The 26,603-nt window shown below is 65.9% G+C and carries 25 protein-coding genes; 5 read left to right on the plus strand and 20 right to left on the minus strand.

The window, feature by feature from the left end:
- Nucleotides 1–39 precede the first annotated feature (39 nt).
- Nucleotides 40–1,218, minus strand: coding sequence for a hypothetical protein (locus JOE64_RS03140; RefSeq protein WP_204962911.1), 1,179 nt, complete (start codon nucleotides 1,216–1,218; stop codon nucleotides 40–42).
- A 130-nt stretch (nucleotides 1,219–1,348) separates the two neighbouring features.
- The gene (locus JOE64_RS03145; RefSeq protein WP_204962912.1) at nucleotides 1,349–2,005 is read right to left on the minus strand and encodes a DUF3800 domain-containing protein; all 657 of its coding nucleotides are present in this window, start codon (nucleotides 2,003–2,005) and stop codon (nucleotides 1,349–1,351) included.
- 65 nt (nucleotides 2,006–2,070) lie between these two features.
- Here JOE64_RS03145 and JOE64_RS03150 point away from each other — a divergent pair, with 65 nt between their 5' ends.
- Entirely contained in the window at nucleotides 2,071–2,310 is a 240-nt protein-coding gene (locus tag JOE64_RS03150; RefSeq protein ID WP_204962913.1) for a hypothetical protein, read from the plus strand.
- A 327-nt stretch (nucleotides 2,311–2,637) separates the two neighbouring features.
- The gene (locus JOE64_RS03155) at nucleotides 2,638–5,643 is read left to right on the plus strand and encodes an AAA family ATPase (RefSeq protein ID WP_204962914.1); all 3,006 of its coding nucleotides are present in this window, start codon (nucleotides 2,638–2,640) and stop codon (nucleotides 5,641–5,643) included.
- 17 nt (nucleotides 5,644–5,660) lie between these two features.
- Here the strand turns inward: JOE64_RS03155 and JOE64_RS03160 are convergent, their stop codons facing one another.
- Nucleotides 5,661–6,098, minus strand: a complete 438-nt coding sequence (locus JOE64_RS03160) for a hypothetical protein (RefSeq protein ID WP_204962915.1) — start codon at nucleotides 6,096–6,098, stop codon at nucleotides 5,661–5,663.
- Between the two features lie 197 nt (nucleotides 6,099–6,295).
- On the opposite strand from JOE64_RS03160, the gene JOE64_RS03165 reads away from it, so the two are divergent.
- A complete protein-coding gene (locus JOE64_RS03165; protein ID WP_204962916.1) occupies nucleotides 6,296–6,943 on the plus strand; it encodes a HEPN domain-containing protein in 648 nt (215 codons plus the stop codon).
- A 13-nt stretch (nucleotides 6,944–6,956) separates the two neighbouring features.
- Here the strand turns inward: JOE64_RS03165 and JOE64_RS03170 are convergent, their stop codons facing one another.
- The 16 genes from JOE64_RS03170 to JOE64_RS03245 form a co-directional block, all read right to left on the minus strand.
- A complete protein-coding gene (locus JOE64_RS03170) occupies nucleotides 6,957–7,718 on the minus strand; it encodes a class I SAM-dependent methyltransferase (protein ID WP_204962917.1) in 762 nt (253 codons plus the stop codon).
- A 262-nt stretch (nucleotides 7,719–7,980) separates the two neighbouring features.
- A complete protein-coding gene (locus JOE64_RS03175) occupies nucleotides 7,981–8,718 on the minus strand; it encodes a hypothetical protein (protein ID WP_204962918.1) in 738 nt (245 codons plus the stop codon).
- Nucleotides 8,663–10,372, minus strand: a complete 1,710-nt coding sequence (locus tag JOE64_RS03180; RefSeq protein ID WP_204962919.1) for a DUF262 domain-containing protein — start codon at nucleotides 10,370–10,372, stop codon at nucleotides 8,663–8,665. The genes JOE64_RS03175 and JOE64_RS03180 overlap by 56 nt, the downstream gene beginning before the upstream one ends.
- Before the next feature lie 84 nt (nucleotides 10,373–10,456).
- A complete protein-coding gene (locus tag JOE64_RS03185) occupies nucleotides 10,457–12,532 on the minus strand; it encodes a UvrD-helicase domain-containing protein (protein ID WP_204962920.1) in 2,076 nt (691 codons plus the stop codon).
- A 145-nt stretch (nucleotides 12,533–12,677) separates the two neighbouring features.
- Nucleotides 12,678–13,130 carry a single-stranded DNA-binding protein gene (locus JOE64_RS03190; protein ID WP_204962921.1) on the minus strand — a complete coding sequence of 151 codons (453 nt, stop codon included), beginning with the start codon at nucleotides 13,128–13,130 and terminating at the stop codon, nucleotides 12,678–12,680.
- 34 nt (nucleotides 13,131–13,164) lie between these two features.
- Nucleotides 13,165–13,647, minus strand: coding sequence for a hypothetical protein (locus JOE64_RS03195; protein ID WP_204962922.1), 483 nt, complete (start codon nucleotides 13,645–13,647; stop codon nucleotides 13,165–13,167).
- Nucleotides 13,644–14,042: a hypothetical protein gene (locus tag JOE64_RS03200; protein ID WP_204962923.1), complete on the minus strand. Its 399-nt coding sequence runs from the start codon at nucleotides 14,040–14,042 to the stop codon at nucleotides 13,644–13,646. Before JOE64_RS03200 ends, JOE64_RS03195 begins: the two co-directional genes overlap by 4 nt.
- The gene (locus JOE64_RS03205; protein WP_204962924.1) at nucleotides 14,039–15,871 is read right to left on the minus strand and encodes a type IV secretory system conjugative DNA transfer family protein; all 1,833 of its coding nucleotides are present in this window, start codon (nucleotides 15,869–15,871) and stop codon (nucleotides 14,039–14,041) included. Before JOE64_RS03205 ends, JOE64_RS03200 begins: the two co-directional genes overlap by 4 nt.
- Nucleotides 15,872–15,880: 9 nt before the next feature.
- A complete protein-coding gene (locus JOE64_RS03210; protein ID WP_204962925.1) occupies nucleotides 15,881–17,158 on the minus strand; it encodes a ParA family protein in 1,278 nt (425 codons plus the stop codon).
- Nucleotides 17,159–17,160: 2 nt separating this feature from the next.
- Nucleotides 17,161–18,768, minus strand: coding sequence for a putative type IV secretion/conjugal transfer ATPase (locus JOE64_RS03215; protein ID WP_204962926.1), 1,608 nt, complete (start codon nucleotides 18,766–18,768; stop codon nucleotides 17,161–17,163).
- A complete protein-coding gene (locus JOE64_RS03220; protein ID WP_204962927.1) occupies nucleotides 18,768–20,261 on the minus strand; it encodes an SCO6880 family protein in 1,494 nt (497 codons plus the stop codon). Before JOE64_RS03220 ends, JOE64_RS03215 begins: the two co-directional genes overlap by 1 nt.
- Nucleotides 20,258–21,748, minus strand: a complete 1,491-nt coding sequence (locus JOE64_RS03225; protein WP_204962928.1) for a hypothetical protein — start codon at nucleotides 21,746–21,748, stop codon at nucleotides 20,258–20,260. The genes JOE64_RS03220 and JOE64_RS03225 overlap by 4 nt, the downstream gene beginning before the upstream one ends.
- On the minus strand, nucleotides 21,748–22,044 hold the full coding sequence (locus JOE64_RS03230; protein ID WP_204962929.1) for a hypothetical protein: 297 nt from the start codon (nucleotides 22,042–22,044) through the stop codon (nucleotides 21,748–21,750). Before JOE64_RS03230 ends, JOE64_RS03225 begins: the two co-directional genes overlap by 1 nt.
- A 19-nt stretch (nucleotides 22,045–22,063) precedes the next feature.
- Nucleotides 22,064–22,678, minus strand: coding sequence for a M23 family metallopeptidase (locus tag JOE64_RS03235; RefSeq protein ID WP_204962930.1), 615 nt, complete (start codon nucleotides 22,676–22,678; stop codon nucleotides 22,064–22,066).
- A gap of 1 nt (nucleotide 22,679) precedes the next feature.
- The gene (locus JOE64_RS03240; RefSeq protein WP_204962931.1) at nucleotides 22,680–23,429 is read right to left on the minus strand and encodes a hypothetical protein; all 750 of its coding nucleotides are present in this window, start codon (nucleotides 23,427–23,429) and stop codon (nucleotides 22,680–22,682) included.
- Nucleotides 23,430–23,435: 6 nt separating this feature from the next.
- A complete protein-coding gene (locus JOE64_RS03245; RefSeq protein WP_204962932.1) occupies nucleotides 23,436–23,720 on the minus strand; it encodes a hypothetical protein in 285 nt (94 codons plus the stop codon).
- A 92-nt stretch (nucleotides 23,721–23,812) separates the two neighbouring features.
- On the opposite strand from JOE64_RS03245, the gene JOE64_RS03250 reads away from it, so the two are divergent.
- Together JOE64_RS03250 and JOE64_RS03255 are read left to right on the plus strand one after the other, a co-directional pair.
- A complete protein-coding gene (locus JOE64_RS03250; RefSeq protein WP_204962933.1) occupies nucleotides 23,813–24,136 on the plus strand; it encodes a winged helix-turn-helix domain-containing protein in 324 nt (107 codons plus the stop codon).
- A 49-nt stretch (nucleotides 24,137–24,185) separates the two neighbouring features.
- Nucleotides 24,186–24,656, plus strand: coding sequence for a hypothetical protein (locus tag JOE64_RS03255; protein ID WP_204962934.1), 471 nt, complete (start codon nucleotides 24,186–24,188; stop codon nucleotides 24,654–24,656).
- 141 nt (nucleotides 24,657–24,797) lie between these two features.
- Here JOE64_RS03255 and JOE64_RS03260 read toward each other — a convergent pair whose 3' ends face one another.
- Nucleotides 24,798–26,498: an intermediate filament family protein gene (locus JOE64_RS03260; RefSeq protein ID WP_204962935.1), complete on the minus strand. Its 1,701-nt coding sequence runs from the start codon at nucleotides 26,496–26,498 to the stop codon at nucleotides 24,798–24,800.
- Nucleotides 26,499–26,603 lie beyond the last annotated feature (105 nt).

Raw genomic sequence — 26,603 nt, forward strand, 5'->3', positions numbered from 1 at the left:
GGGGCCTTCGATACTCTCTCCAGTCGAGTTCAGTCGTCTTCAGGTTTCGTGGTTGATCTTTCGGTCCGTAGCGATGGATCGCTTGCTGATTCGTGGCAGGGGGAAGTCAGCGGACCATTTGTGCAGAAGGGATCCTCCGCAGCCGCATGGGCATGGCTCTTCGGTCCACATGTTGCGCAGGTAGGGCGACCCTACGAGATCCACGGCCCTGGAAGTGAGTGTGAAGTCCGCAGGCAGCTTGAATGCAAGAGGAAGCAGTTCGAGAAGAATGTCCGCGCACAGGATCCATGTGTCCGCGATGAGTCGCGGAAACTCGTTGACCGCCACGTCGAATGAATCGTGGCCTTCGTCATCCGAAGTCGTCACGATCGGGCTATACGAGAAAAGGGTCTCCGCCTTTCCGTGACTCTCGTGCATGAATGTCACGCTCGAGTAGAGCGTCCGTGCATACGCCGAAGGGTGCGCTGCATCCGACAGTTTGTCGTACCAGTCCGTGACGACCGGCGCCTGGGCATCCCTCGCCAGTCTCTCGATCCAGGTGAGGACGTTTGGGGCGCGCAAGAACTCCGGGCTCTCCTTCAACCGGGTTCCCCGAAACGCCTTCAGAAGGCGAGGGTTCAGCTCTTGACGTACGCGGACTGGACGATCGTCGCCGCCAGGGAGTTTCTTGGCCCTCCTCCAGGCGCCGCAGAGTTGACGAGTTTCGTACCAAAAGGCTGCAACCGATTCGAGAAGCGACCGAGTCAGAGTCGATGCCGATGCAAGGGACCATCCGCGAATCGCGTCCCGGCTTGCTAGGGCGAGTTCTAGCGAGGACCACGCATGCGTGAGGCACCATGCCCAGAGGCGCGAGTCCAGCTCCGGATAGATGACTGCAGCGACGGGGCGCAAACGACCGAGCGCAGAAAAGTCGTCGGTGGCGAGGACTGACCCGTCTGTGAACTTAACGACCAGCCACTCCTCGTCGGTACTGGTCGTGGACTGCAACTTCTCAAGAGTTGTGCGTGGAAGCTCCCACTCTCTGAGGCTGACCGGCTCGAGGCGCTGAACCCAAGTACGAAGAGTTGGAACACTCGCTTCGAGTAGTCGCGATCTCTCCGCGCCAAGCACAGTTTCCCAAGAGGATCTACGGACGGCTCGCACGCCGCCCACACTAATCGGTACTGCGCCGCGCTGGACCCTCTCGTTACCAGCGGCGAGGTATACACGCTTGCTCACCGCTCGGACCGGCCACCGCGGGCCTGTCGGACCGGCGTGCTAGTTTGGGGCCACCGAGACCCGCCGTCCGAATAGTCGCCCTCTGGGTGTGTGCGTGCCTCACGAATAGGCTCAGGGCGGCGGGTCGACCTCAGATGGTGAGCAGCTCGGGACGCGGCCGGAAGTGCCAGCACGAGCCGCGAGGCTGATAGGTCCTCCGCGCGAAGGTGGTCAGGTGCGCGGCTGAGCCCGGCCGATCCGTCCTAACCCGCCGGTTGATCGCGCCTGCGACCATGTCGGCGAGTTGGATAGGGCGACTGACGCTCGAATCGACGTGGCGAATCTCTGAGAGCGTGCCCGGAGACTCTCGGTTCACGATCCTCATGAGGTAGTCACTGTCCTGCATCCCGAATGCTCGGGTGTCCTGGCCGTCGATGAAAAGCTTCGCATCGCGGATCTGGCCGTGGTTCTTCGTCATGAGCATCCGGATTGCGTAGCTCTTGAGAGCAGCCGGGTGCGACCGCAGGTGGTCGCTATAGATGAGGCGCTTCTCGATGATGATCGTCCGCACGTCGAAGGTCGCAGGGGCGATGCACCGAAAGAAGCAGTCCTTGACTCGGTCCTTGGTCTTCGAGTACTTAAACTCCCGCGTCTGCCGGTTGTGACGCGAGCACTCCTCAATCAGATCCACTGCCGTCGTGATGTGCGCGGGATCGCGGAAGATGCACGCCGCCATGACCAGATGACTCGTTGAGCCCTGGCCGAACTTGAAGCCCCCGTCACCGGAGTCGTCGAGGTACACGTGCACCCTCCGAGCCTAGGCGGGCGGGCCGACACCTGACGTCTGCGGCACATCGTCGGATGTACTCCCGGATGTTCGAGTACAACACCGCCAACGAGACGGGACCGCTCGCCCTCGATATCGACGTCGAGCCCGGCACACTCGTCACTCTGATTCCCCACGACTTCGATTTCGCTAGCGCCACGCTTCCACTGCAGCTCCTCACCGTTCTCCCCGCAGACAAAGAACCCGAGAGGGTCGGCACCGACGGGGGTCAGAGGTGCACACCAACTCAGAGTCCGAAGAGGACAAATGATTTGCGCGTCTGCTGAACGCTCCCTCGTTGGATCACGCATGGCTCCGGAGCCGTTGCTGGCAACGCCTGTCTCGCCACCAGGGGATCTGCGCGGTCATCGCACGCATCGCGGTCCCGTCGCGAGCATCGGTCACCGTGACATTGCCGTCTCCAGACTCCTTGAAAGAACGCGTCTCACATGATCCGCCCGCTCCGATGCGCGATCGACGCATGCGATGCGGACGCGCCCATCAGCGTCGTCCGCGATCCGATGACTAAGCCGATCAAGCGAGGAGAGCAATGCACGCAGGCACTTTCTGTGGAACTAGTATCGAGTTATACATATTCCGGCTAGACTCAGCCCATGCGCGGAGGCCTGGAGCGCTGGAAACGGGGCGTCGGATCGCAAGGGGTTCGACAGGCGCTCGCGTACGCATTCCAGGGATCCTGTGATTCCCACCTTCGATCCACCGCCGGCGCTGAGGCGCTCGCCTCCTACAGTGCGGCTGGCGGCGGGGGCGTCACGCGCTTCGTCGTCGAAGACGGGGCCATTAACGCGGACACACTCGACGAAGAGCAACTTCGTCGCTGGGTCGACGGTCGCGACCCTGCGACCGACGAGCGTCGTGGTCGCGACCTGACGTCGCCTGACGCTGACCTCATCCTCGACGGCACGATCAATGCGCCAAAGTCCTACAGCATCGCGGCGATGCTCAACGCAGACCTCGCGGCAGAGTTCGAGGCGCTCCAAGATCGACTCCGCGACCGCATCCTCACGACGTGGCAGACAGAACTGAATGCGCGCCGAGGCGCAGGCGGCCGCATTCGCGAGTTGCTCCGCCGGGTCGAGGTGGTCGAGCTCCAGCATCGCCGGTCGCGCGCTCTCGATCCGCACATCCACCGCCATCTGTGGCTCAACGTCAAGGTGCTCGGCCAAGACGGCAAGTGGTCGAACGTCGACTCCCGAGTGGCGATGAAGATGCAGACGGTCATCAACGCCGAGGGGGAACTCGCGGCGCGCACCGATCCGCAGTGGCTCGATGCTCTCGCTCGGCACGGGCTGACCCTCGACGCCGGCGGCGAGATCGCGGAGCTCGCGCACGCCGTCCGCCCGCTCTCCCGTCGTTCGACGCAGATCGAGGCGACCCGTGCGGTGCTCCTCGCCTCCTGGCACGGCGACCACCCCGGCCTCGAGCCGAGCCCCGACGAGCTGCATCGCATCGATCGGCTCGCCTGGGCGAGAGCGCGACCGAACAAGCCGGGTGACGTCGATGAAGGAGCCTGGGAGCAACTGATCGCCGACGAACTTGCGGCGATCGACCCCGCCATACTGCGCGACCGGGACGCCGTGCCGGCAGACAGGATGCCGATCGACAAGCTCGACCGAGACCTGCTGGCTGCGCAAGCCGTCGTGGAAGCCGATGCCCGTTCAGCATGCTGTGGCGGACGATTCAGCCTCTTCGATGTCAGAGCGGGCGCGACGCGGGCTGTCGCGGCATCCGGCGTCGTCGCTCAGCGCGAGCACCTGCAGCCGGTTATCGACGACGTCATCGTTCGCGCGCTCACGCAGACCGTCGACATGCTTGAGGGCGAGCCCGACCGCCCCGCGCACATCAAGGGGTACATGGCCTCGAGCACCGCGGCGGCGAAGGTCGAGCTCGCTGCTCGTTTCGACGAGCTCGCCATCGGTGGCGCTTCGGCGGATCAGGCGGAGGTCTTGACCGCCGCCTCTGCGGTTCTGCAGAACGGAATCCAGCTCGAGGGACGCCAGGTCGAGGCTGCGGCAGCGATCGCTGGCACCGACCGGTTGGTCTCGATCACGGGGCCTGCGGGAGCGGGCAAGACGACGATGCTGCGGGCAGCGAGGGCGGCGCTCGCTCATCGCGGACGCCGTATGGTCGTCGTTGCTCCCACCAAGAAGGCGGCATCCGTCGCCGGCCGCGAGATCGGCACATCGGCATCCAGCCTGCACGCGCTGCTCAGCGACCACGGGTTCAGGTGGGGGCGTGACCCCGCGGGGGCGGAGATCTGGACGCGGCTGACGATTGGAGAGATCGACCCCGCAACCGGTTTCGCCTATGCGGGACCCTCGCGGTACCGGCTCGCTCCCGGCGATCGAGTCGTCGTGGACGAGGCCGGAATGGTCGACCTCTACGCGGCGAACGCGCTCGCGGCGATCGCCGCGGAGTCTGGCGCTGGCATCGCGATGGTCGGCGACCACATGCAAGCGCGCCCCGTCGGACATTCGGGGGCCATGGCCACGATGACTCGGCGTGCGACGGCCGTCGTGGAGCTGACAGCGGTGCACCGCTTCACCGATCCCGGCTATGCCGTGCTCACGCTGAGGATGCGGGAGCCGGCGTCGAAGGATGCCGCGCTCGCCGTGGCGACCGACCTCGCCGAACGAGGGCTCATACACCGCGTGGTCGACCACGTCCAAGCGCGCGATGTGATGGTGGAGTCGTACCTCCGCTGGGCAGCCGGTCAGCGCCGTGTGGCTCTCGTGACCAGCACCAACGAGGAGGCGGATGCCATCAACGAGGCCATCCAGCAACGACGTGTCGATCGCGGCGAGCTGGCCCTCTCCCGGATCGCAGTCGGGCAGGGCGAGCAGCGACTCCTCGAAGGTGACGTGGTTCAGACTCGCCGCAACGACCGCTCGACCGGCGTGGAGAATCGCGCGGTATGGACTGTTCACCGGATCACATCAGCAGGCCTCGAGCTACGCGGCGTCAACGATGCGATCGACACCCGCGTCGTGAGCCTCGAGTACGCGGCCGAGCACGTGCACCTCGCGTACGCGTCGACGGTGCACGGCATCCAGGGCGAGACGACGGATTCCTCTATCGTCGGACCAGGGGTCGACGCGTCGGGTCTGTACGTCGGCATGACGCGTGGGCGTGCGCACAACGAGGCGATCGCGATCGCTCGAACGGATGCCGTGGCGCGTGATCAGATCGCGGACAGCATGATGCGCGGCATCCCCGAGGTCAGTATCGACGACTCGGTGCGCGCGGCGCGGAGCGAGCTCGCGAGGGCGGCACGGTCGCCAGGGGGCACCGCGGGCGACGAGCTGCGCGAACTGAGCGGATGGATGCGGGACGCTCGGCGTAAATTGCTCGAGCTCGATAGCCAGATCAGCGGCTTCGTGGCCAACCAGCACGGCCGTCGTTCAGATGGCGGCGCACTCCGAGGCCTGAAAGAAGATCGGATCAAGCTCGGCGCTCGGTACGCCGCGACGGAGAACCGCTACGACGAGTTGCTGCGCCAGGTTCGTGACTCGACTCACGCGGCCGGCGAGATTAGAGATCAGGACCTGGCCGCGCCTATTGCGTTCCCGAGCGCGCAGGGCCGCGTCGGATTACGGTAGGCGCCTAACGCCTCACCTCACTCGCCTCGCACGTCGCGCACCAGTGCGGCGACTCCCGGCGGCAGGTGAATCCGACCTTGAGGAGCGGCCTTCAGCCCTGCGACCTTTAGGTGCGCGATGCTCAGCCGCGCCCGCTCACCGGGGGTGAAGGTGTGGACGAGGGAGAATCGCATCCAGGTGCGCCCTCGCCGTTCTGTGACCGGATCTTCGCCTCGCCAGTATCGGCGGTACTCCGCCGCTCGCTCGAAGGGCAACCCTCGCTCGAGGACGACGCATTCGTGAGTGATCGCGCTCCGCGGCGCAGCGCCGTAGAGGTAGACGGTGTCGCCGAGCCGGATCTTGACGTGCGTCTCCGTCCAGAGGATGTCGTCGTGGTCGCGAAAAGCAGACTCTGAGTCGTAGGTCTTCGCGTTCGAGTGGACCGACCACTCGGTTGATGAGGTCGGGTGCGTCACCTGGCAAATGGTACGCCGCACCTGCGGGTGTGACTTCTCGATATCGACGGTGATAATCGCGCCGCGTGGTCGACGGTGCGCCGAAGAATAATGTGAGAGCGGACTCGCAATTTGCGTCGTCGTGGGACGACGTCAGCGATCAGCGAGAACGAAGCACACCTGGGGAGGATTCGCCGTTGAGCGCAACAGAATCGTCAATGATGTTCGCCGATCTGAAAGCGCGTCACCGGCGTGAGCGGGATGCCGAGCCGGCGGCACTTTCGCTGCGCGTGCACCGCGCGTTGAGCTGGCTCGGCCGCGCGGAGCAATCGGCTGACGACCGCGATGTCCAGTTCGTCCTGCTCTGGGTTGCGTTCAACGCGGCGTACGCTCAGGACCTCGCGATCGACATCTCGCAATCGGAGCGGGAACGGCTGCACGCATTCCTGGGTCAGCTGTGTCGAGTGGACGAGAAGCGCTTCGAGAACCTGTTGTGGCACGAGTTCTCCGGCAGCGTGCGGATGCTGCTCGAGAACCGATACGTCTTCCAGCCGTTCTGGGACTGGCGCAACGGGCGCATCAGCGAGGCCGATTTCCAGCGTCAGTTCGATGGCGCGCGCCGGGCCGCCGAACGCGCTTTGGGCGCCGGCGACACCAACGTCGTCCTCCAGATCGTTTTTCATCGGCTCTACACGCTGCGCAACCAGCTCGTCCACGGCGGCGCGACCTGGAACGGTGACATCAACCGCGAACAGGTCCGCGACTGCGCAACCATCCTCGGGCGCTTCGTGCCGCTGATCATCGCGACGCTGATGGATTACCCCGGCGAAGAGTGGGGCCCCGTCCACTATCCCGTCGTCAGCTGACGGTCGCAGCCAGTCAAGCCTCCGGTAGGTGCGAAACGACGAACCGACCGACGGCGACCTGGCTGCTGGCGAATCGAGTTGCAGCCCTGAGAGACGCCGCCGCGAACGCGGCGTCAAGATCGTCTGTGACCGGCCCTTCGCCATCTCTGTAGTGCATGACGACCGCCCCTCGCTTTCCTCGAGCGGTCACCTCCCGCAGCTCTGCTGGCGAGAGATAGGACGCGGTCCCGCCCAGCGCCAGCACGCTGTCAAAGTGGGTGCCACACAGCACCCGCTTCTCGTGAGCGTCGCTCCAGGTCATCGCGTGGATGCCTGCTGTGACCGCGTGCTTTGCCACGAGCGCGTTGAGCATCGCTGTTGAGTGGTCGATGCCGACGTAGCGGACCGGGTCCACGAGACCGGTTGTCATGGGCCATCCCGTTCCGCATCCGACGTCGAGGGTGCGCCACAGCTGCTCGCCGAAGACATTCTTGATGAACGTCGTCGTACCTTCGATCTCGTCATCCGTGAGACAGTGCTTCTTGTCCCACTCGGACGCGACCACGTCGTATTCTGAGGCCACGCATGACCGGGTGATGGGCATATTCTGGATGCCGTACACGTGCTCCACGCGGCCGCGATTGACGAGAGTTGTCTCGTCAAGGTTGCGATCCATCGTCCAGTGCTTCCAGCCCATCGGGGTGGGCAGATAGATGCGGGTCCATTTGTAGAACTTCATCGGCTCGCCGAATGTCTGGATCACGTGTGCGGCGCGCGCGAAGTCCGCGGCATCCAACCCCTCGGTCCTCGGAGAAGCGACGTACTCGTGCGGGGCGCCCTCCGCATACGTGGTCGCGAATTGCCAGTCGAGCTCAGGCTCGAGGTCGAGCCACCAGTTGAGGTCTGTGCGGGTGATCACCATGTTCTCCGAGTTCCGCACGGCCCACGAAGTCCGTGCAGTGAGAACTCTGCCGCAAGGTGGCGACATCGAGTGACGTCTCCACGAAGTTCTCTCCCCTGCAACGCCCAAGGGGGATGCCGGGCACCAGCGGGGATCGCTATCGAGGATGTACGCGTTGGAGTTCGATTGCCTGCCGAGCGAAGGCCTCGGCGATCTCCTGGTCAGTTGCCTCGTCCCAGCTCTCCCCGAGTGCAATGTGGTCGAAGTCCGAGTATCGCTTGCTCTCCCGGTTCTCATACGCCTTGATGCGAAGGCGAAAGCCGAAGTCGGGACTCCAATCGGTGATCAGCTCGATGGTGTTCCCGCCCCGCAACCTGAATGCCACGCAACTCGTCGGCTCCGTACGGCGACTCTTGGGCCAGAGCCACCGTTCCTCAATCCCTACAGCGTCTTCGATTCGATCCGCGATCGCGAGCTGCAGCGCACTTCGGCGTGTATAGATCTTGTCCGTGGCCCGCTTCTTTGCCATTGCTATCGATCCATCGTCGAGGCCGTACGCGTGGAGCATGGCGTCGATGCCAAGGCGATCCGCCAGAGCGTCAGGTGTTTGGGGAACATCGGCAACGGGCATGTCGGCATCCGCGGCGAACTCAGCGATACGGGGAAAGCGAGCAATAGCCTGATCGAGTAACCACGCCGTGCGGGCGCGGACGAGTGTGGCCATCGCCTGGCCGACTTCCTGTATGCGATCGTGTCTCACGTCCGCGGAAGCACTGGCCACATCGGTCAAGTTGGCCAACTCGTCTCCGAGCATTTCGAACGAGGCCTGGTGGGCAGCATCAATCCCAGCGTGGCGGTCCGGTCCGATCCTTCCTCTTCCATCCGGGTCGCTCACTGCCCACTCTCGAAGCCGAGCGAACTTGTCTCGCGGAGCCATCTCCTGCACGGACCGGTTGGCGCCGGCGTCTAGGAACCAGAAGTTGCCCGGCCAGTTCAGATAGGTGTGCGTGGCCGCGTACCGCCGACCGAAGCCGAGCGGTAGCCGGAAGCGCGACTGGTTGTCGGCTGCCACCACGTGGTCCCAGTCGATCGTGCCCGCTGCAAGAGGAAGCTGCTGTGCCAATGTGACGAGAAGTTCGGGGGGCGCTCCGCGCCACCTCTAACCGCTCGTCGTCTGAAAGTAGTCCCCGGACCAGTTGACGACCGCGCTTCAGCTTCGGATATCTGCCGTGCGCCACTCCGATGATCTCCTCCAACGGGAACTGGCGGCCGGAGGAACCCGCATCGATCGCGACTGCAAACGCATCCCGTCGGAAAGCGTCGCCGAGGACCTGCTGGTAGCCGAAGAGGGACGCGCCCAGCACATAGTCCTCGACCGTGGCGACATCATTGCTCGTCCACTCGCGGTCGGCATCGCTTGCGACCACCCATCCGAACACGTCCTCCCACAGCTGGGTTCGAGTGATCCTCAGGGCGTAGCCGAGTTGCGTGTGCTCGTGGATTGCGGCCGTGAATCGCTGCACGGCGGTCGCGACGTGCGGAGCGCTGAGCTTCATCGATCGCAGGATCGGGTTCTTATTCGCTTTGCTGAGGCGGTCGACGTTGACCGGCACCATGTCGGATAGGCCGATCCCCGCGAGAGACAGGCGAGAAAGGAGGCTGAGCGCCCCGTATACGTCGAGTAATCCGTCCGTGGCGTCAGCAATGCCTTGGAGTGCGGCATGAGCAGACATCTCCCCGGGCGCCGACAGCGCAGGATCGTGCCAGAACGTCTTGACGGCAGCAAAGTAGAGATCGTTGCCGGAAACCGGCGCGCCGCCGCGATTGACTCGGCTGAAGACCTCGAGAACGTCCTCCGGATCCCGCACTGTCGCCGAGATCATCGGAATGCTCCGCCGGAACCACGCCTGCCGGATGGACTCCAGTCGAGTCGCGATCGAGCTCCGAGTGGTTACATCGTCTGGAATGCGGAACTGGGCATCGAGGGCGGAGGTCACACGGTCGAGGCGGGCTTCGTCGATCTCTTCATGGAGCAAGTCGCCCAGCGAATGCCAGTTCGAGAGGTCAAGGTATCGGTCGCGATTGGCGATCGGTTCGGCTTCGCGTTCGTTGAACCCCTCGGCTTCTGGGTCGAGACACGGGTCGAAGCGCCGCCAGAGGATGTATCCGGCGTCTCGTGACGGATCCCGGAAAGCATTCACGTAGAAACGGCCGTAGCCCCGCCCGGTGAAGATCGAGTAGATCGCAAATACGCGTTGCTGGCCGTCGACGAGCTGGGGATTCGCCCTGTCGGTCTGCCTCACCGCCCTCTGGCCTCCGCCAAGAGGAATCGATGCTATCCCCGGTCGATCGATTTGGCAGAAGAGCAGCGACCCGACTGGATATCCCATGATCAACGAGTCCAGAAGCAGCCGGATTCGATCTTCCTTCCACACCTCGTCTCTCTGAACGAGCGCCAGGTCCCACGCGTTGTCCAGCCTTCGCTGGACGATGTCACGGGGAGCGAGTCGGCCGTCTTCGACAGGCTGTTCGAGGTTCGGGCTGGTCACAATGCGAAGCTACCCTTCACTACCGCGCGAGCGCCGCCGGCCGCCGGACGAGATCGAAGATGCCACGGAGATCGCGCTCCTTGTTCAATCTGGGACCGTGAGTCCCAGCTCTTCGAGGTAAGGCGAAGGCCGGAGCGCGCTGTCGAGCAACCGATCGGACAGAACGAATGCGAGGTACTTTCGCGCGCGCGTCGTCGCAACGTAGAACAGGCGACGCTCCTGCTCCCGCTTACGGTCGGTCGTCGCGTGCCGGATGGGCCAGATCTCGTCGTTGGCGTCCAACACGATCACGGCGTCGAACTCGCGACCCTTCGCGCGTAGCGCCGTCATCAAGTGCAAGCGCGCATCGAGTTGCTCATCGTCAACGTCGTCGCTGTCTTCACTTTGTACTTGGGCGAGCCGGTCCATGGCGTCCGAGATATCTCTATAGAAGCCCGCGAAGTCTTCGTCGTACGATTCGGCCAGGCCGGCGAGATAGAAGAACGGTGGGTCGGTATAGAAGATGTCATCATCCGACTTGCCGTAGTCCTGCTGGAGCCCCTGGAAGTCGGTGCTCAACGTTCGGACAGCATCAGACACGGTGCGCGCGGCGACGAAGGACTCGAGAGCCGTTGCGTATGCGTCGGTCATTCGGGCATCGGCGTTGTCGCCTTTCAACGACCCCCGGTATTCCCGGAAGCGCACCAGAGCGTCCGGCATTGATCGCAGACGCGTCTTCGTCATATGCGCAATCAAAGCCGATCGATCCGACTTCGACAGGGGGTATTTCTTGACCTTGTCGCACAGGGAAAGAACCATGTCGACGACCGAAGGGCCGAACGGGGATGCGCTGGCAGCACTGCCGCGGATGAAGAGCATCTGCTTGAGGTCTTCGAACGCCTTGCTGAGGTTGATGTTCAGATCCTCCGCGGCGTAGAAGCCCATTTCCGCGCCAGCAAACGTGATCTGGTATGGAATGATCTGGCTACGCTTGCGGCTCACGAGAGCGACGGAACCGATGTCATCGCGTTCCAGCAGGGCGGCGACAAGAGTCGTGGTGCGTTGGATACACTCCGACACGCTCGGATAACGGAGAACCTCGACTTCCGCCTCGGTATCGAGGTGTGGCCGCACTGATTTCGGCACTCGCCTCGTGTTGTTTGAGATCATCGCCTGCGACATCGCCACGATGTTTGCCGGAGAACGGTAGTTGGTGTCGAGAACGAACGTCTCGAACTCCCCACCCAGGTACTCGTCAGGTCGCAAGATGAACTCCGGGGACGCGCCCCTCCACTCGTAGATCGCTTGATCGTCGTCTCCAGCGAGAGTGATGGTTGAGTCGTTCTGCGTGGCGATCGCGCGAATCAGTCTGAGGTCGAGTGGGTTGATGTCCTGAAACTCATCGACCAGCACATGGTGAGTCCTGGCTGCGCCGGAGAGCTTCTTGGCTCCACGAGTCGTCATCGTCAAATAGGGCCAGTACTTCTGGTCCTCGAACGTGATGAGACCCTGAGCGCGCAGTTGCTCGGTCGCTTCGGACCAGAACGGGATGATGTCATCCATCATCTCGCCTATGAAGCTGCGTCTGTGGAGCAGACTGTTCGGCGTGACCAGCCCGACCTCCTGAAGCGGATCGAGGAGGGCGTCGAGCTGCGACTCCATTCCCGCGTCCTTCAACCATTTGATCTGGCGACGCACGCTCGACTCGGAGACCTGGTCGTGCCTGAAGCCGAGCGACTTCAGTGACTCCATGGTCGCGAACAGTGCGTCGCCTACGCGAAGCTTGTTGCCGCCGGTGAGCGCATCGGCAAGCCTGGGGTACTGCTGCCAGACCGGCTGGAGGGCGTTGTTCATAGCCCGTCTGCGTTCGTTCTTGTTCCCCACGAGCTGGGCGTGAGTGACCAATTGGCGAACCTGGCGGTAGCCCCAGGCGTTGAGTGTGGTTACGCGTACGTTGGCGCTGGCATGCTGCAGGGACGAGTCGCGCTGTAGCCGCGCGTTGAGCTCGTTCTTCGCGGCACGTGTGAAAGTGATGAAGAGGAATCGCTCGTTCGGGGCCTCCTGGCCGATGCGAGCGCATCTCTGCAGGAGGGAGTTGGTCTTGCCCGAGCCTGCTGGAGCTAGCAAACGGATCCGAGCGTTGCCAGCCTTTGTGAAGGCGAGCTGGCTCTCGTCGAGCATCCGAGTCCTTTCGACCGCTTTGTAGATGCTCTCAATGCTAGTCAGCCGGTCCGTCATCGCCTGTCGCGGTTACTGGCGCCGGCGGTCCCCGCGAGAGCGGCGCGGGAGTACGATGACTCCCACGCCGCTCTCCTGTTGCGATGGGTCAGCGAGCAACCCCGACGCCGGTGGTCGAGACCGGCTGGGCTACTGGCCCCGTGGCGGATCTGTCCGCGGCGGGGCCGTTAGCTTTTGGGGTGCGGTCCACCGAGACCGTCGCGAACTTGAGTGACGCTCCGATGTTGTCGGCGACGATGTCGCGCGTCTCACGGGTGTTGCCCGTCTCCTTGTCGGTGTACGTGCCGAACCGCAGGTCGCCGGCGACGATCACACTGTCGCCCTTGCGCAGCGAGTTCGCGACGTTCCGCGACTGCTGGTTGAACACGACGACGCGGTGGAACACCGTGCCGACGTCTTCCCACCGCTTCGTCGTCTCGTTGAGGCGGCGGTCGTTGACGGCGATCGTGAAGCGGGCGTACTCGTTGCCCGACTCGCTCGCGCCGTGCTCGGGGTCACCGGTGAGGTTGCCCTCGATGGTGACCGGGATTCTGGTCGTCATGCTTTCTCCTTCCGATCAGAGACGCCGAGGCGCCTCACTCGGCGTGGGCCCGGCTGGTCCACGCCTCCCATTCCTGCTCGTCGACGACGTCCGTCCACGAGCGAGGCTTGTAGCGGCTGTGTCCACGCGAGCACCCGCCGGCGTACGCCCGACGCAGGCGAGGCAACGCGAGGGTGAGACGCTCGTGCCAGCCGATCGGGCCGAATCCCGAATCGGACGGGTGGAACGCCACCGTGTGCGCGGTGTGGAGCGCGGAGAGCTCCTCGACGAGGTCGCCGTGCTTGAACCAGCACGCCGGCACCACCGACTCCGAGATCTGGTACCGCACCGTGAACCACTCGACCCAGTCGCGCAGCACGATCCATGCCGTCCGTGCGTCGGCATCCGTCAGCGAGCGCCACTTCACGATGTGTGCGCCGATGGGAGCGGACGACCCGGACCTGTCGGGCGGATTGAGTTCGGTCAGGTCGGCCGCGAGAGCATCGTCGAGATCCTCCGGCTCTTGTTCGTACGTCACGTCCCTGCTCCTTTCGCGTGAGTGAGTGTGCGACGCAGGGCGTCGAGGGCGAGCTCGGATGCCACGCGCCGGGTCCGATGCCGTGACAGCACGGCATCCCGGTCGATGAGTCGATGAAGTAGCTCATGGCAGTACGGATGCAGGGGGATGAGATCGCCGTCCAGCTCATGGGCGACCCAGCGGCCGTCTTCGAGCCGCTGGACGCCGGCGTAGTCGAGGTGGTGCAGCTCGAGGTCTCGCTTGTTCGCTGGAATGCCACATGCCGCGCACGCGAGCGGGTGCGGTTTCATCGCCGCGTGGGTGAACCACGCGTCGCGTCGCGCGAACCATGCCCGCGAACGGAGAAAGGTCGACCGATAGGCGTTCGCGTGGAGCGGGGTGCGGCGATTGCTCATTCCTCGCTCACCGCCTCTGCGGACTTGACGGGTGCTGCGGCTGGCTCGGGTGCCGCCGGTGCTCGGTGCGCATCCTCGAAGGTGCTCCGCTGCTCCTGCTCCGTCTCGCGCTTGCCGAGTTGGATTGCGCGGGCGTCGCGACGTTCGTCCCATCCGGCGAGGTCGAGGAGCACGCTCCGGCGGTTGCGGTACGCGAGCAGGCCGGCGGTCGGTGGCAGTCGGCGGATCTCGTCGACCGACATGAGGGGTCGCCGCTCGTGCTGCTCGCTGGTCGAGTGGCCGGCGTCGCGCGTCGACCACGACCGTTGTTCGCGACGGGTGTCGCGGGTGCCGAGGAGCGACTCGATGTCGCGCAGGTGGTCGACGTGGCTCGCTCCGCCCAGCAGCACCTTGGCCGTCGCGGCGGCCCAGATCGTGTCGGCCTCCGCCCGCGACCATGATGTCTCGGCTTGCGAGAGAGCCTGCAGCACGATGAACGTGCAGATGCCGCGACCGCCGCCATCGGCCATGATCCGTGGCAGGCTGCCCCACCGGAACATGTTGGCGATCTCGTCGAGGATCAGTCCGAGCGGATGCGTGAGCCGTGCACCTGGCAGGGCGAGTGCGCGCTTGCGGGCGACCTCAACGATGTCGTCGAGGACGGCGCCGAGCCATCCACCCATCGCGGCCGCGCCGGACGACGAACCGATCAGGTAGAGCGTGTTCGCCGCGTCGAGGAAGCTCATCGGGTCGAGCGCCGGGTCCCCCGGGCGGGGAGAGAGCGCGTCGCGGATCTGGGGCACGGCGAGTGGAGCGACGGCACCGCTGACCCCGAACCAGATGGACGAGACGAGCTTCTCGTCGCCGGCGATGGTGGCATCGAGGCTGTCGCCCCAGCCCGGCGCGCCGTCGGCTTTGAGGATCTCGACCGCGTCCCGCGTCTGCGCCGGGCTCGTGCCCCAGTCGTAGAGCTCTGCGATGGACATGCCGCCGACGGCGGCCGCGTGGAGGAGTCGTCCGAGGACGACGCCGGACGCTTGTGCCCATTCGCCGTTCGTCGTCGAGGAGCCGAGCGCGGTGCCGGTGATGATCGCGCTGCCGCGCTGCATCGCGACCAACGGGTCTTCGCATCCGGCGATCGGCGAGATGCGGAGCGGATGCCGGACGCCGGACAGTCCCTGCGGGTCGAACACATGGACGTCGCCGCGGGCCTGCCGCATCCGCATGGTCGCCGTGAGGTTGTCGTTCGTCGTCGAGGTCGTGATGAGAGGACCCGACCAGTCGAGGATCGCTGAGATCAGGATCCGGTAGCCCTTGCCCGAGCGCGGCGGGCCTTCGAGCGCGACAGAGTCTTCGATGGAGACGTACACGTCGCGTCCGCGTGCTGTGCCGACTCTCCACCCGACGTCTGTCGCCCGCGGGCGAGCGAGGTCAGGGCGCAGCTGCGCCGCTCGACGCAGCACGGCCTTGGCGGAGAGATGGTCGCGGATCTCACTCGAGGTCGCGAATCCCGGCCGGGTGCGCAGGTCGGCAAGGAAGGCGCGGTCGGACTCCCGGTAGCGACGCACGGCGACCAGAATCCAGACGGCCGCGGCGACGATCAGGACGACGGCTACGGCATCCACGATGCGGATCGCCGCGACCGGCATCGCGCACTGCGCCGGGGCGGCGTACGCAGAGGCATCGCCGGTGATCGCGAGGCCGAGCCCGGCGAACAGGTGCTCGGGACTCGGGCGCGCGCCGCAGGCGATCTGAGTGACGAGCTCGGCGAGGAAGCCGAACGCGAACGACAGGATCACCGCAGCCGCGATGAGGATCGCGATCGCCTTGCCGAGCATCCCCTGGTTCATGATCGGCTCCTACAACGTCTTGGCAACGGCCGCGGCGGTTGCGAGCCAGGCGTCGCGCGTACGTCGCCGCAGCGCGTCGAACCGCAGCGGCCCGGCCTTGAGCGCGGGATCGAACGGGATCATCTGCACCGCACGCACGTGATCCCGGAACCCGTCTGCGATCCGGAATGCGGCTGCAGCCGAAGGCTCCGACTGGGTAACGACGACGACCGCACGGTCCGCGAGGAGACTCGACCGCTCGTCGCGCCCGCGGAGCGCGTCGAGCAGCAACGCTGCAGACTCTGCGGACTCGGGGGTCGCGAGCGTCGGGATGACGAGCTGGTATGAGTTGTCGACCATGCGTAGCCAGCGCTCCGCCGACTCGTCGTTGCCCGAGTCGAAGAGGACGAGTCGATAGAACCGAGATGCGACCTGCATCAGTAGATCGAACTCGGCGGAGGCGATGCGCTGATCGGTCGCGAGCAGCTCCGGGTTGGAACGGAGCACGTCGTAGCGATCCGCGGCCTGGTGATGCACGAAGCGGGTGATGTCGGACACCCCGGCGCCGAGTGCGAGCAGGTGGGATGCCTCGGGCAGCAGGTCGCGCAGCGTCGTGTCGTAGAGGCCCTGCTCGGTGCGCCAGCCGAGCGTACCGCGGGTGTCGTTGTTGTCCCACGCAAGCACGTTGCCGCCACCCTCGCGTGCGTAGACCGCCGAGAGCATCGCGGTGGTCATGGTCTTGCCGACGCCGCCTTTGCCGTTTGCGATCGCGATCGTGCGGCATCCGGCCCATTGTCGCGACACGACGGAGGTCCACTCTGCGCGCTGGCGCTCGGCGGCCGAGGGCTTGACCGCGATCCCCAGCCGTTGTGCGAACCTTCGCCAGCCGCTCGCGCCGGTGGCGAGATCGGATGCCGAAGCGAGGAAGGAGGGGCGGGCGGGCGGCTCCGCAACCGCCGCGTCGGGGGTGTCCGGTGCGGTCGGCTGCGGAGCTTCTTCGCTCACCTCCTCTCCATACGTCTCTGTCGGGGTGCTCGTGCCGGCGACCGGTCCCGCGGTCGCGAGGGGTGTGAGCTGCCCGTCTGGTGCAACGAGCAGTCGGTGGTCGCCGCGATCACCCGAGGTGATCAGTTCGACGGTCGCACCGGTGCGTCGCGCTTCGTCGGTCGCGCGCCGGACGATCGCGTGCCGCACGTCCTCGTCTGGGGCAGCGGGGATCGACTCCGCATGGCCGTCGAGCGTGACGAAGGTGACGTGCGGGCCGCTCACCGTCGCGTATGCGCGCGCGTGGGTAATGATCGTGCTCATGCTCACTGCTCCTCGGTGTTCTCGCGAGGTCCGGCAGTGAGCCAGCCCTCGATCCCGGTGTCCATCTCGCGCGTCTCCGGCCACAGCGTGTCGAGCGTCGCTGCGTCGATCGCGCGGAAGCCGCTGTCGTCGCGGTCAGCTGGGGCCAACGCGTCGTCGGTGGCGAAAAGCTCGTACTCCCACTCGGTCGACGTCGCGAAGCAGTCGACGAGGTACGAGTACTGACCGACGTACGCGAGGAACTCGCCCTTGCGCAGGTGCCGCGCCATCTCGACATGCGGCGCCGGCAGGTTGAGGCGCGCGCGAAGCGCCGCTTGCTCCTGGCTGTTCACACGGAAGATGAACTTGTTCTCGATGTCGCCGACGATCGAGTACGCGAGTGACCGCTCGAGCGAGCCCTCGTCGCCGACCGCGTCGAGGTCGCCCATCTTGTGCAGGATGACGATGTTGCTGATGCCGTAGTGACGCGAAAGCTTCAGCCACTGCTGGAACATCTGCAGCGACGAGAGCGACGTCATGTCGCGCCAGCCCTCCTCGCGGACGACGTAGCGCGTGCGATGCGCGGCGCGGTCCGAGATCACGGCCTGAATCCACGCCGTCGAGCACACCTGCGTAAGCTGCGCGGCAAGATCGCCGCGCGCGAAGAGCTCGGACGTGTCGGTGACGACGATCGGCGCTTCCTGGTCGAACTCCACGGTGGACTCGTCTTCGAAGAGGCCTGACAGGTCTCCCTCGACAAGCCGGCGCAGCACGAACCGCGGCTGAATCGCGCCCTCGGCGGCGTGGAACGCGGCATCCGTCTCACCCGCGATCTCGCCGAGCTCCTCGAACACTCCGCGCAACGTCGGGTGGTCGTCCGTGCGGAGAATGCAGCGGTCAAGCGCATCGAGTAGGGCTGCGTGCTCGACCGCCGACAGACGTGCGCCGAGAGTCATCTCGATGAGCGCGATCAGCGTGCCGATGCGCCGCTGCTTCACCATCTGCTCGTGCTGCTCGTCCGTCGCGCCCGTTCGTCGCGGACCGCGGTCGAGCGGGTTCAGCCGCGTGCCCGTGCCTCCGCCGAGTCGGATGACCCGACCGCCGGGAATCGCCTCGGCCACCGCCACCCACTCGCCCTTGGGATCGGAGGGGACAACCACCTGATGCCCGAACGCGATCGACCTCGTCACGAGCGTCTTCACAGTCGCGGACTTGCCGCCGCGGTACGCGCCGAGCACGAGGATGTTCGTAGAAAAGGTGCCGCGCTCGGAAGAGTCGACGTACGCCTCCCACGGCGAGAAGTGCCACAGCGCGTCGGCGTTGAGGTCGACGCCGAGGATGGGCCCGCGGTGCCCGAGCCCCGAGTCGGCGACGAACGGGTAGATGCCTGCGATGTGCTGCGATGTCGCCTGATGCGGTGGGATCCACGCCTTCGCGAGATTCCAATAGCCGCCGCGCACCAGCCCCGGCCCAAACGGCCCCGGAACAGCGGCCTCGGGCAGGCCACGATCGTGTCGGGACGTCCGCGTGGGCTTCTGCTCCTGCTGGGCGCGACTGATCTCGCGGTGCAGGTCGCGCTTCTCGCGCCGGCTGAGCTCGACGGGAGTGAAGGATGCCGCGTGCCTGACCATCACTTCATCCCCATCCCGATCGGCAGCGCGTTGACCATGAGCGCCTCGGCCTGCTGGCAGTAGAGAACCTGCGCCTCCATGCCCGCGCGAGAGAGCGCGTTGCGCATCCCAGCGATGGCCTGGTCGAGGCGTTCCTCATCGGGCGCGGTGACGGTGAGGTAGGCGCCGTACTGGAACTCGCCGTGGCCGCGGGCGATCTCCTGCTCGCGCTGCTCGAGGGCGCGCCAGTCCGCGGCATCCGCCGCCGATCCGTCGGCGCCGCGCTTCGCCCGCAGCGACTCGTTGCCGCGCCACACCTTCTTCTCTTCGCGGATGCGCTTGAGCGCCTTCCCTACGGGCACCGGAGTGAGGACGATCGAGAAGATGTGCGTGATCGCCTCGCCGGTGTGCGGATGCCGCGCGAACACGACGGGGGAGAGGAACCCGACGGGTGAGTCGGACCGTGGCCACTCGTGCACCCACATCGTCGTGTGCACGCCCGAATCGGTGACGACGATGCCGTTGCGCCCCTTCGGTTCCTCGAGGTACATCGGCCCGATCGCCACCGGGTCGACGCCCGCGACGGCCTCCGGCCGGTTCTGGACAGTAGAAGCGAACTCCGGATCGAAGGCGAGCCGCCCGAGCGCGGCGACGTCTCGTGGGGAGAGCCAGCGACGGACCGTGATCTTCGCGGACGTCAGGGCGTCCGCGAGATTCCCCGCTTCGATCTGCGCGAGCGTGACGATCGCCTCCTTCCCGCCGCCGAGCGCTTTGAGCTGGCCGCCGAGAACGACGAGGTCGAGGGTGAGGACGATGTAGTTGCGGTGCGCGACCTCGAACCGTTCGGACAGGTCCATCACGTCCTGGTAATTGTGCGCGACGGGGGAGTCGGAGCTCAGGTTCTGGACTCGGCGAACGGTGTCGTAGTGCTCTCGGGCGGCGCGGATCGTCGTTGGCAACGTGCGCTCTTGCAGCGTGACCCGCTTGACGCCAGGCCGCTGCGTGAACGGGCCGAGCACGCGGTCGAACTGCTCCGCGAGGTCGAACCGCTCTGGCAGGTCGTGCATGAGGAAGCCCTGCACCTCGAGCTCAGCGATCACCGATACCGAGCGGTCCTGCGGGTTGTAGGTCGCCGCGACGTTGTTGACGTCCCAGAGTTGGATCGACGCGCGCGTGCCGGGCAGGTTGAGCGTGCCGGTCAGCCGCGGTCGCTCCGGACGGAACTTCTCCGTCGTCGCGCCTGTCGCGTGGCGGACCTGCTTCATGAGCCACAGTCCCGCCATCCTCGGCGTCGACATCCCGCGGATCGTCGTCAGTGCGGTGATGCCGAACGCGAGGTAGATCGGCGCGCCGTAGAGGAGCCCCAGCGGGCCGAAGCGGTTCACGAAGATGAGCAGCGCGACTGCGGCCGCCGTGATGAACGTGAGCTGCCACGGATCCATGCCCATGACGACGCCCTGTCGCGAGCGTCGCGGCAGGCGAACGGGACGCGCGTACTCGGTGGAATCGGTCATGACGAGCTCCGATCAGGCTTGGGAATGGATGTCGGTTGGGGCGAGCGGGGTGGGGATGCCGCGGGCTGTGGCGTCGGCGTCTGGGCGGAACCGGGCATCGCGGGCGAGAGGGAAGTCGTCGGTTGCGCGGCGCGGGTAGTCGCAGCTTGTGGGCGCGCCGTCGCGGTGCCACCGCGCGCGACCACACCGGTCGTTGCGCGGGCCGTGGCTGGCTTCGAGGTCGGCGACGTCGAACCAGGGCGGGAGCTCGACGAGTGCATGCCCGAGGGGAGTGAGCCCAGTCGCGTCGGTATGCGCGCCGCCGATCGCGCCGCTCCCGCGGCCATGCGTCCGCCGTGCGAGCCGAGTCGTGAGCCGATGCCGTCGGCGGCGACAGCGCCCGCGAAGCTGAACAGTCCGAAGATCGCGAACGGTGCGAACGCGACGAGCACGAGGCCGACGATGAGCGGCCACGATTGGGGGTTCCAGATCGTCTTCACCGATGCCAGGCCGTTGATGATCAGCGTGACGAAGCCGATCGTGAGTGGACCGGTGAGCAGTAGGACGAAGATCGCCGAGACATAGCGGACCACCCACTGCGGTCCGATCCCGCGCACGGGGAACAGCATCCAGGCGACCGGGCCGACCATGATCAGAGCGGCGAGCACGATGTTGCGGAACGCGAACACCAGCATCAGCAGCAGCATCCCGAGCATCAGCAGGAAGTGGATGAGGAAGGCGAAGAAGTAGTTCGCTTGACCGCCCGCCCACATCACCGACTGCAGCGTCGAGTACAGGCCGTCGCGGCCGTCCTGCGCCATGATGTACCAGGTCATGTCGTCGACGGCGTTGAGCAGGTGCCCGGTGAACCACAGCGAGATGGGCACCGCAGGGACGGCGATGAACGATCGCACCAGCGCGCCGACGAGTTCTTCCCGGTCGCCGGAGGCGACGGCCGCGGCGATCGCCCACACCATCGCGCCGAAGGTGATCACGAGAATCGCCCACTGCCAGAACGACCACTGATCGACCGCGGCCGTCCACAGGAGCGTCGAGGTGTCGAAGCGCATGTTGTCGGCGACGAGGAACATCATGCCTGTGGCGGCGAGTGCCATTCCCCGCCCGGCATTCTCGAACGTGACGCACACGGCGTCGCCCAAGCTGCAGCCGTACTTCACGATGAGGGCGCGCCCGCCGTCAGCCTGGATCGCCTGCACGTGACCCTCGTAGGTCGTACACACGGTCGTCCGCGCTCCGTCGATGGAAACACCGACGAAGCACTGCTGCGCCGTGACGTTGTTCGGATCGTTCGGCGTGCAGGTGACCTGGTCGCTCGCGCGCTGGCAGTCGACGTCGAATGCCGGCGCCGACCAGGGCTCGCCGCTCACGGCATCCATCGGGACGATCCGCGCGGCATCCGTCTCGACGGCGTGCGCGCCGGAGCCCGACCCGAGGACGAGCAGCAACCCGACCACGAAGCCGATCCGAAGAGCGCGCGAGACGTTCATCAGAATCCGAAGTCGAAGTTCACGAACCACGCGAACAGGCCGGATGCCGCGCCGAGCACGGCCGCGGCGATGAAGATCCAGAGGATGTTCTCGCCGGCCCACGTGCGCACACGATCGGACGCGAGGCCGCGGAACGCGAGCGCTGCGCCGGCGATGATCAGCATGATCAGCACGACGAGCATGGCGCCGGCGAGGATGTACGACGCGATCACTTGGAAGCCCTGGAAGAACGGGGCGGAGAAGTCCGGCTGGATGTCGGGGACATCGACATCCGTCGGCACGGTGTGAATGGACATGATCGTTCTCCTTCGTTGATTACTTCAGGCGGAGGCCGAGGTTGGCCATGAACGGCTCCGGGTCGATGCGCACGCCGGAATCGCGGACTTCGAAATGCAGGTGGCATCCGCTCGACCGGCCCGTCGAGCCCTCGGCGCCGAGTGGTGTGCCGGCGGACACCTCGTCGCCGACGCCCACGCGCAGCGACTCCCACTGCATGTGTCCGTAGATGGTGACGACGCCGCCGCCGTGATCGATGACGACGGCGTTGCCGTAGTCGAAGTACGCGCCGGCGACCGTCACGCGGCCGGGTCCGGCGGCGAAGACGGTCGCGCCGCAGGGCTGGTCCATGTCGTAACCGCGGTGGTCGGACTTGCAGTAGCTGCACCCCTCAACCGGGTGATAGCCGAACCCTCGTCCCTTCGCATAGTCACCCGCGAGCGGGTAGCCCCACTCTCCGCTGACCGCAGGAAGTTCCGTATCGCTCACGGGTTGGTTCGCCGTCGCGCTGGCGCCGGAGACCGCGAAGGGGATAGCGATGAGCGGCGTGAGGAGGAACCCCGTGCCGAGCAGGACGACCAGGATTGCCCCTATCAGGATCTTCCGGCCAGTCCTCGTGTTGAGGGCTGCGGCGGCGATCACCGGGGCTCCCATGTCAGGGCTCCAACGGCTCCGTGAAGTACCGGACGACCTTGCAGTCTCCTGACCGCTGGTCGGTGTCGGGGGTGGGCACGGATGCCGCGCCGCACAGCACCTGGACGCTCACGCGCACGTGGTCGTCGTACGACGTCTCCCCGCCCGAGCCATCCGAACGGGTGAAGCTCAACGTGACATCGGCGGTGCCGATGGACATGTCGCCCGACGGGTCGTCGGTCACCGGAACGTTGGTGATCTCGCTGGTGACGACGGCCACCACGCGACCGTCCTCGCCCGCGAGCGAGTCCCACTCGTCCTTGGGGAGCACGACGCCCTGCCGCAACTCCGTCTGCGAGTCGGTCATCGCTGCGAGCTGGTCAGCCTCGGAAGTGAAGCGGGTGTCCGGCGTGAACCACGTGTCGAGGTAGTCGAGCCACTCCTCGCGCGTGCTCTTGGTCGTGTCGAAGGTGGATGCCGCCGCAAGCGCCGCGCGGATGTAGATGTCGGCGTCCGTCGTGATCGGCTCGGGCGTCCATCCGCGGTCGGCGGCGGTCGGGTCGACGACCGCGCCGGTGGGTTGGGGATGAGGATCAGGGTCGGCGGAGCTCGTGGGGTCCGCGGAGGCAGTCCCTCTAGTGGTCGGCGATGGTGTCGGCGTCGGCCGCGCGAGCACCGCGCTCACGATGATGGCGACGATGCCCGCGAGCAGCACGATCCCGCCGATGATCGCCCATGCGACTCCGCGGCGTCCCGAACTCTGGCTCATCATCACCGGTCAGGCCTCCTGATCTTTCAGGACGGCCACCGGGCACGGGTGGAACGGCTCGCGCGTCGGTCGCCGTGTCGGCATCCTAAGCACGTCATCGCAGACCCGGTAGCGCCTTTTGTCCAGGATGTGGATAACCGACGAGGAATCGATGCCGGTGGAGGAGGGGATGGTCTGGAGTCGCAGGTTGGCCTCGGCGACCCGGTCGTTCAGATCACGCTCGACGTGTCGCGCGGCCGACGCCGCGCAGCGCGTAATGCGCGCGAGGGTTGCGGAGACTCGACGAGTAGACATGCCCACACGGTATAGCAGTATGGACGGAAAGTAAACAACTAAATTGTGTGCTTTGCTGGACTTCGCCTCGGGCGGTGCGCGAGACTTGAGTCATGCCTCGTCTCGCGCAACCAGCGGGCTCGGAAGATGCCCAAGATCCGATCGGCCTTCTCGGCAACCTCGTCAAGGCGGCGATCCTCCGGTACCTGCGCTCGAACCCCGACGTCACGGTCGGCCCGATCTGCGACGCGTTGGATCTCGGCCCGACGACAGTGCAACCGCGGCTGAACGAGCTCGAGGCTGCCGGCCTCGTGATCGCCGACCCCCCGATGGTGCCGGGGGAGTCGCGGAAGGGCGTCTGGGTCAAGTACAGCGCGGACAACGAGGCGATCACCGACCTATACCTGCGTCTCGGGCTGGCGATCGGGGAGTTCTGACGGGTCGCCTGTCCGACGCCCGGAGTATGCCTGGGGCATACCCAAGGGGGTGGCTGCAGTGGACGGTTGGATGTGGGCCGTGCTCGTCATCGCGATGGCATCGACGGTCGGCCTCGTGCGGTGGAAGCAGCGCGCTCGCCGCGTATACGTGATCGACCACGTGAAGCTCGAGCTGCACCCGGCGCACATCGTCGAGGATCGTGTGGTGGAGGCTGTCTGGCGCGCCGCAATCTCGATGACGAACACGTCGCGGCGGCCGCGGTCAATCCCTGTGCTCGCAGAGCGGGCTACGGTGCGAGCGGGAGGGTACGTCTACCTAGCCGACGTCTACCTTGACGTGGACGTGCGTGAGTTGAATCCGCGAGGAGTTGCGCTCGCGTGGATTGAGTTCGCGCTTCCCGGCGATGCGCCCGCGCCTCGCATCGACACCGGCATTCTTGATGCCGGAGGGCGTTCTCGCACGCTTCGCTGGGCGGGCAGTTCGGCGGCAAGCGAGCAACGGCCCGTCACTGTCAGTTGAGGCGGTCGTTGTGCACCGGGGGCGCGGGTTCGAACCTGCGAGTATTCGCGATTTTGCCCTTCCTCGGCGGCAGCCGGATAGGCCGTGACTGGGTCGCCGACCCGCCGTTCGCCGCCCAGATGCAATGACGCGGAGCGTTCCTTACGGCTCGACGTCGTCGTGGACGACTGCCCTGCTGAATTCGATGCGCCCGCCAGGTAGTTGCCAGTAGTGCAACCGGCGTGCGGAAGCAGTGTTCTGCTCGAGCGCTATGCGCCAGCACGTCCCGCCATCCCGCCGGGTGACGTACGGGTCGTTGCCGCCCTGCCCTTCGCGGAGACGGTGGAGGTCGCGGCTGGGGATCTCGGGCGCGCGGCCGGTTAGGACGTCAACGAGCGCACGAAGAATCTTCTCGGTGTATGCGTCACCGAGTTCGTTCACGCTTTCCAGGAATCGAGGGCCGACGACGTATTCCCTGAGAGGGTATTGACGTTTCTCTGAGGCGCCGGTGCGGGACGCCCACGTGCTGGTCACCTCGTGTCGCAACCATGACTCACCATCGGGCCAATCTGACCGCGCAGTTCGTGAACCACCGGCTTCCGGCTCCGGGCGAGCGCCGCGGGCCTCGCGCAACTCCTGACGGAGTCCAGCGATTATGTTGTCTCGCTCTCGGCGAAGGCCGCGCTCGCGGTGCAGCTCGGTCGAGAGGCCCGCTGACTCGTCGCGCAACTGATCGAGGGTTTCTAGGTCGGTGCCCGCGCGAAGCTCACGGCCCAGTCGGTGGAATGCATCCTTGAGTCCTGCGACCTCTTCGCGCAGTTCTGCGAGCTCCCGCGTAGGAACGGTGGGGCCGGCATCCGGGATGTCGACTGGCGTCGCCGGTCGCACCGAACCGGCGACAGCTCTCGGATCGTGCGCATCCTCTGCCGGAACTGGAGCTTCGGGCAACGCGTCGACGCCTTCGCGGAGCCACGGCGTCCCGCCGCGCAGCAGAGTGAGAGGGTCGATGAACGTGCGGTCACCGTCGACGTCGACGAGCGAGAGGCCGAGCGTGGCTCCTGTCCGCACTATGCGCGCACGGACTGTCTGTCCAACGCGCACGACGTCGCCGACCTTCACCTCCTCGTTCTCTCCTGCATCGGCGCCGGGAACGATATCGCGGCGACGAAGTCGATACTCGGCGGCAATCGGGAACAGTGCGAGGGTCGCGCTCAGTCCCGTGACCTTCACGACGCGGGCGAGTGTGACCGCTCCGTCGGTGAAACGTGCCAGGTCAACCACGGTCGGCTCGGGCGCCAGATCCCGGTCGGTCAGCCACCCTTCCACAGGGCCACCGATCGCGAGCGCGTCCGCGAGCTTGAGGGTTGGGGGGAATTCGTCGGCGACGACCATCACCCGTTCTCCGTTGGCAAGGCGCGCGACATTCCCCGTGACGCCCGAGACGAGTTCCACGGTCGCGCGCACCCAAGTGCGTCGCGGCGGGGCAACGACGGGCGCGACGGTCAACTGCGCGAGCGCGTCATCGATGAGGTCCTGCTCGACGCGTCCGGGGAAGCGGAGCAGTGACCGTTGCCAGTCGGGGTCGCGCCCGAAGTCCGGCGGGTACGACCTTGCTGCGCCGTTGAACACATGCGCCTTCGCTGGCAGGAGCCCTTCGAGGGCGTATGAGGCCTCACCGGTCAGTATCGTTACGACATCCGCGTCGCCGTCGAGCTCCTGGGCGATGTGTTCGGGGTCGAAGTCATACTCACCGTCCGGCCCCGTGCTTATGACGACTAGAGGTCTATTTCGGACATCGAGGATCTCGTGCGCAAGTTGGATAGCCTCGGCCGAATTCGCGACGTGTCTCATGCTGCTCATCATGGCGTGAGCCCACGACACCGCCGGCATGTTGGACGCCACTTCCTGGAACTCATGTCTGTCCGGGGCGCCGCCCCGCGGAGCGGCGCCTGGCCGGCCCGTGATCGG

The sequence above is a fragment of the Microbacterium dextranolyticum genome (assembly GCF_016907295.1).
Classification (GTDB): domain Bacteria; phylum Actinomycetota; class Actinomycetes; order Actinomycetales; family Microbacteriaceae; genus Microbacterium; species Microbacterium dextranolyticum.

Bases quoted from the DNA above. Each gene is read 5' to 3' on its own strand.
- JOE64_RS03190 (WP_204962921.1), bottom strand. From the start codon at position 13,130: ATGACGACCAGAATCCCGGTCACCATCGAGGGCAACCTCACCGGTGAC.
- JOE64_RS03220 (WP_204962927.1), bottom strand. From the start codon at position 20,261: ATGACCGATTCCACCGAGTACGCGCGTCCCGTTCGCCTGCCGCGACGC.
- JOE64_RS03185 (WP_204962920.1), bottom strand. From the start codon at position 12,532: ATGCTCGACGAGAGCCAGCTCGCCTTCACAAAGGCTGGCAACGCTCGG.
- JOE64_RS03150 (WP_204962913.1), top strand. From the start codon at position 2,071: ATGTTCGAGTACAACACCGCCAACGAGACGGGACCGCTCGCCCTCGAT.
- JOE64_RS03250 (WP_204962933.1), top strand. From the start codon at position 23,813: ATGCCTCGTCTCGCGCAACCAGCGGGCTCGGAAGATGCCCAAGATCCG.
- JOE64_RS03205 (WP_204962924.1), bottom strand. From the start codon at position 15,871: ATGAACCAGGGGATGCTCGGCAAGGCGATCGCGATCCTCATCGCGGCT.
- JOE64_RS03240 (WP_204962931.1), bottom strand. From the start codon at position 23,429: ATGATGAGCCAGAGTTCGGGACGCCGCGGAGTCGCATGGGCGATCATC.
- JOE64_RS03225 (WP_204962928.1), bottom strand. From the start codon at position 21,748: ATGAACGTCTCGCGCGCTCTTCGGATCGGCTTCGTGGTCGGGTTGCTG.
- JOE64_RS03245 (WP_204962932.1), bottom strand. From the start codon at position 23,720: ATGTCTACTCGTCGAGTCTCCGCAACCCTCGCGCGCATTACGCGCTGC.
- JOE64_RS03260 (WP_204962935.1), bottom strand. From the start codon at position 26,498: ATGATGAGCAGCATGAGACACGTCGCGAATTCGGCCGAGGCTATCCAA.
- JOE64_RS03165 (WP_204962916.1), top strand. From the start codon at position 6,296: ATGATGTTCGCCGATCTGAAAGCGCGTCACCGGCGTGAGCGGGATGCC.
- JOE64_RS03200 (WP_204962923.1), bottom strand. From the start codon at position 14,042: ATGAGCAATCGCCGCACCCCGCTCCACGCGAACGCCTATCGGTCGACC.
- JOE64_RS03155 (WP_204962914.1), top strand. From the start codon at position 2,638: ATGCGCGGAGGCCTGGAGCGCTGGAAACGGGGCGTCGGATCGCAAGGG.
- JOE64_RS03230 (WP_204962929.1), bottom strand. From the start codon at position 22,044: ATGTCCATTCACACCGTGCCGACGGATGTCGATGTCCCCGACATCCAG.
- JOE64_RS03215 (WP_204962926.1), bottom strand. From the start codon at position 18,768: ATGGTCAGGCACGCGGCATCCTTCACTCCCGTCGAGCTCAGCCGGCGC.
- JOE64_RS03210 (WP_204962925.1), bottom strand. From the start codon at position 17,158: ATGAGCACGATCATTACCCACGCGCGCGCATACGCGACGGTGAGCGGC.
- JOE64_RS03235 (WP_204962930.1), bottom strand. From the start codon at position 22,678: ATGGGAGCCCCGGTGATCGCCGCCGCAGCCCTCAACACGAGGACTGGC.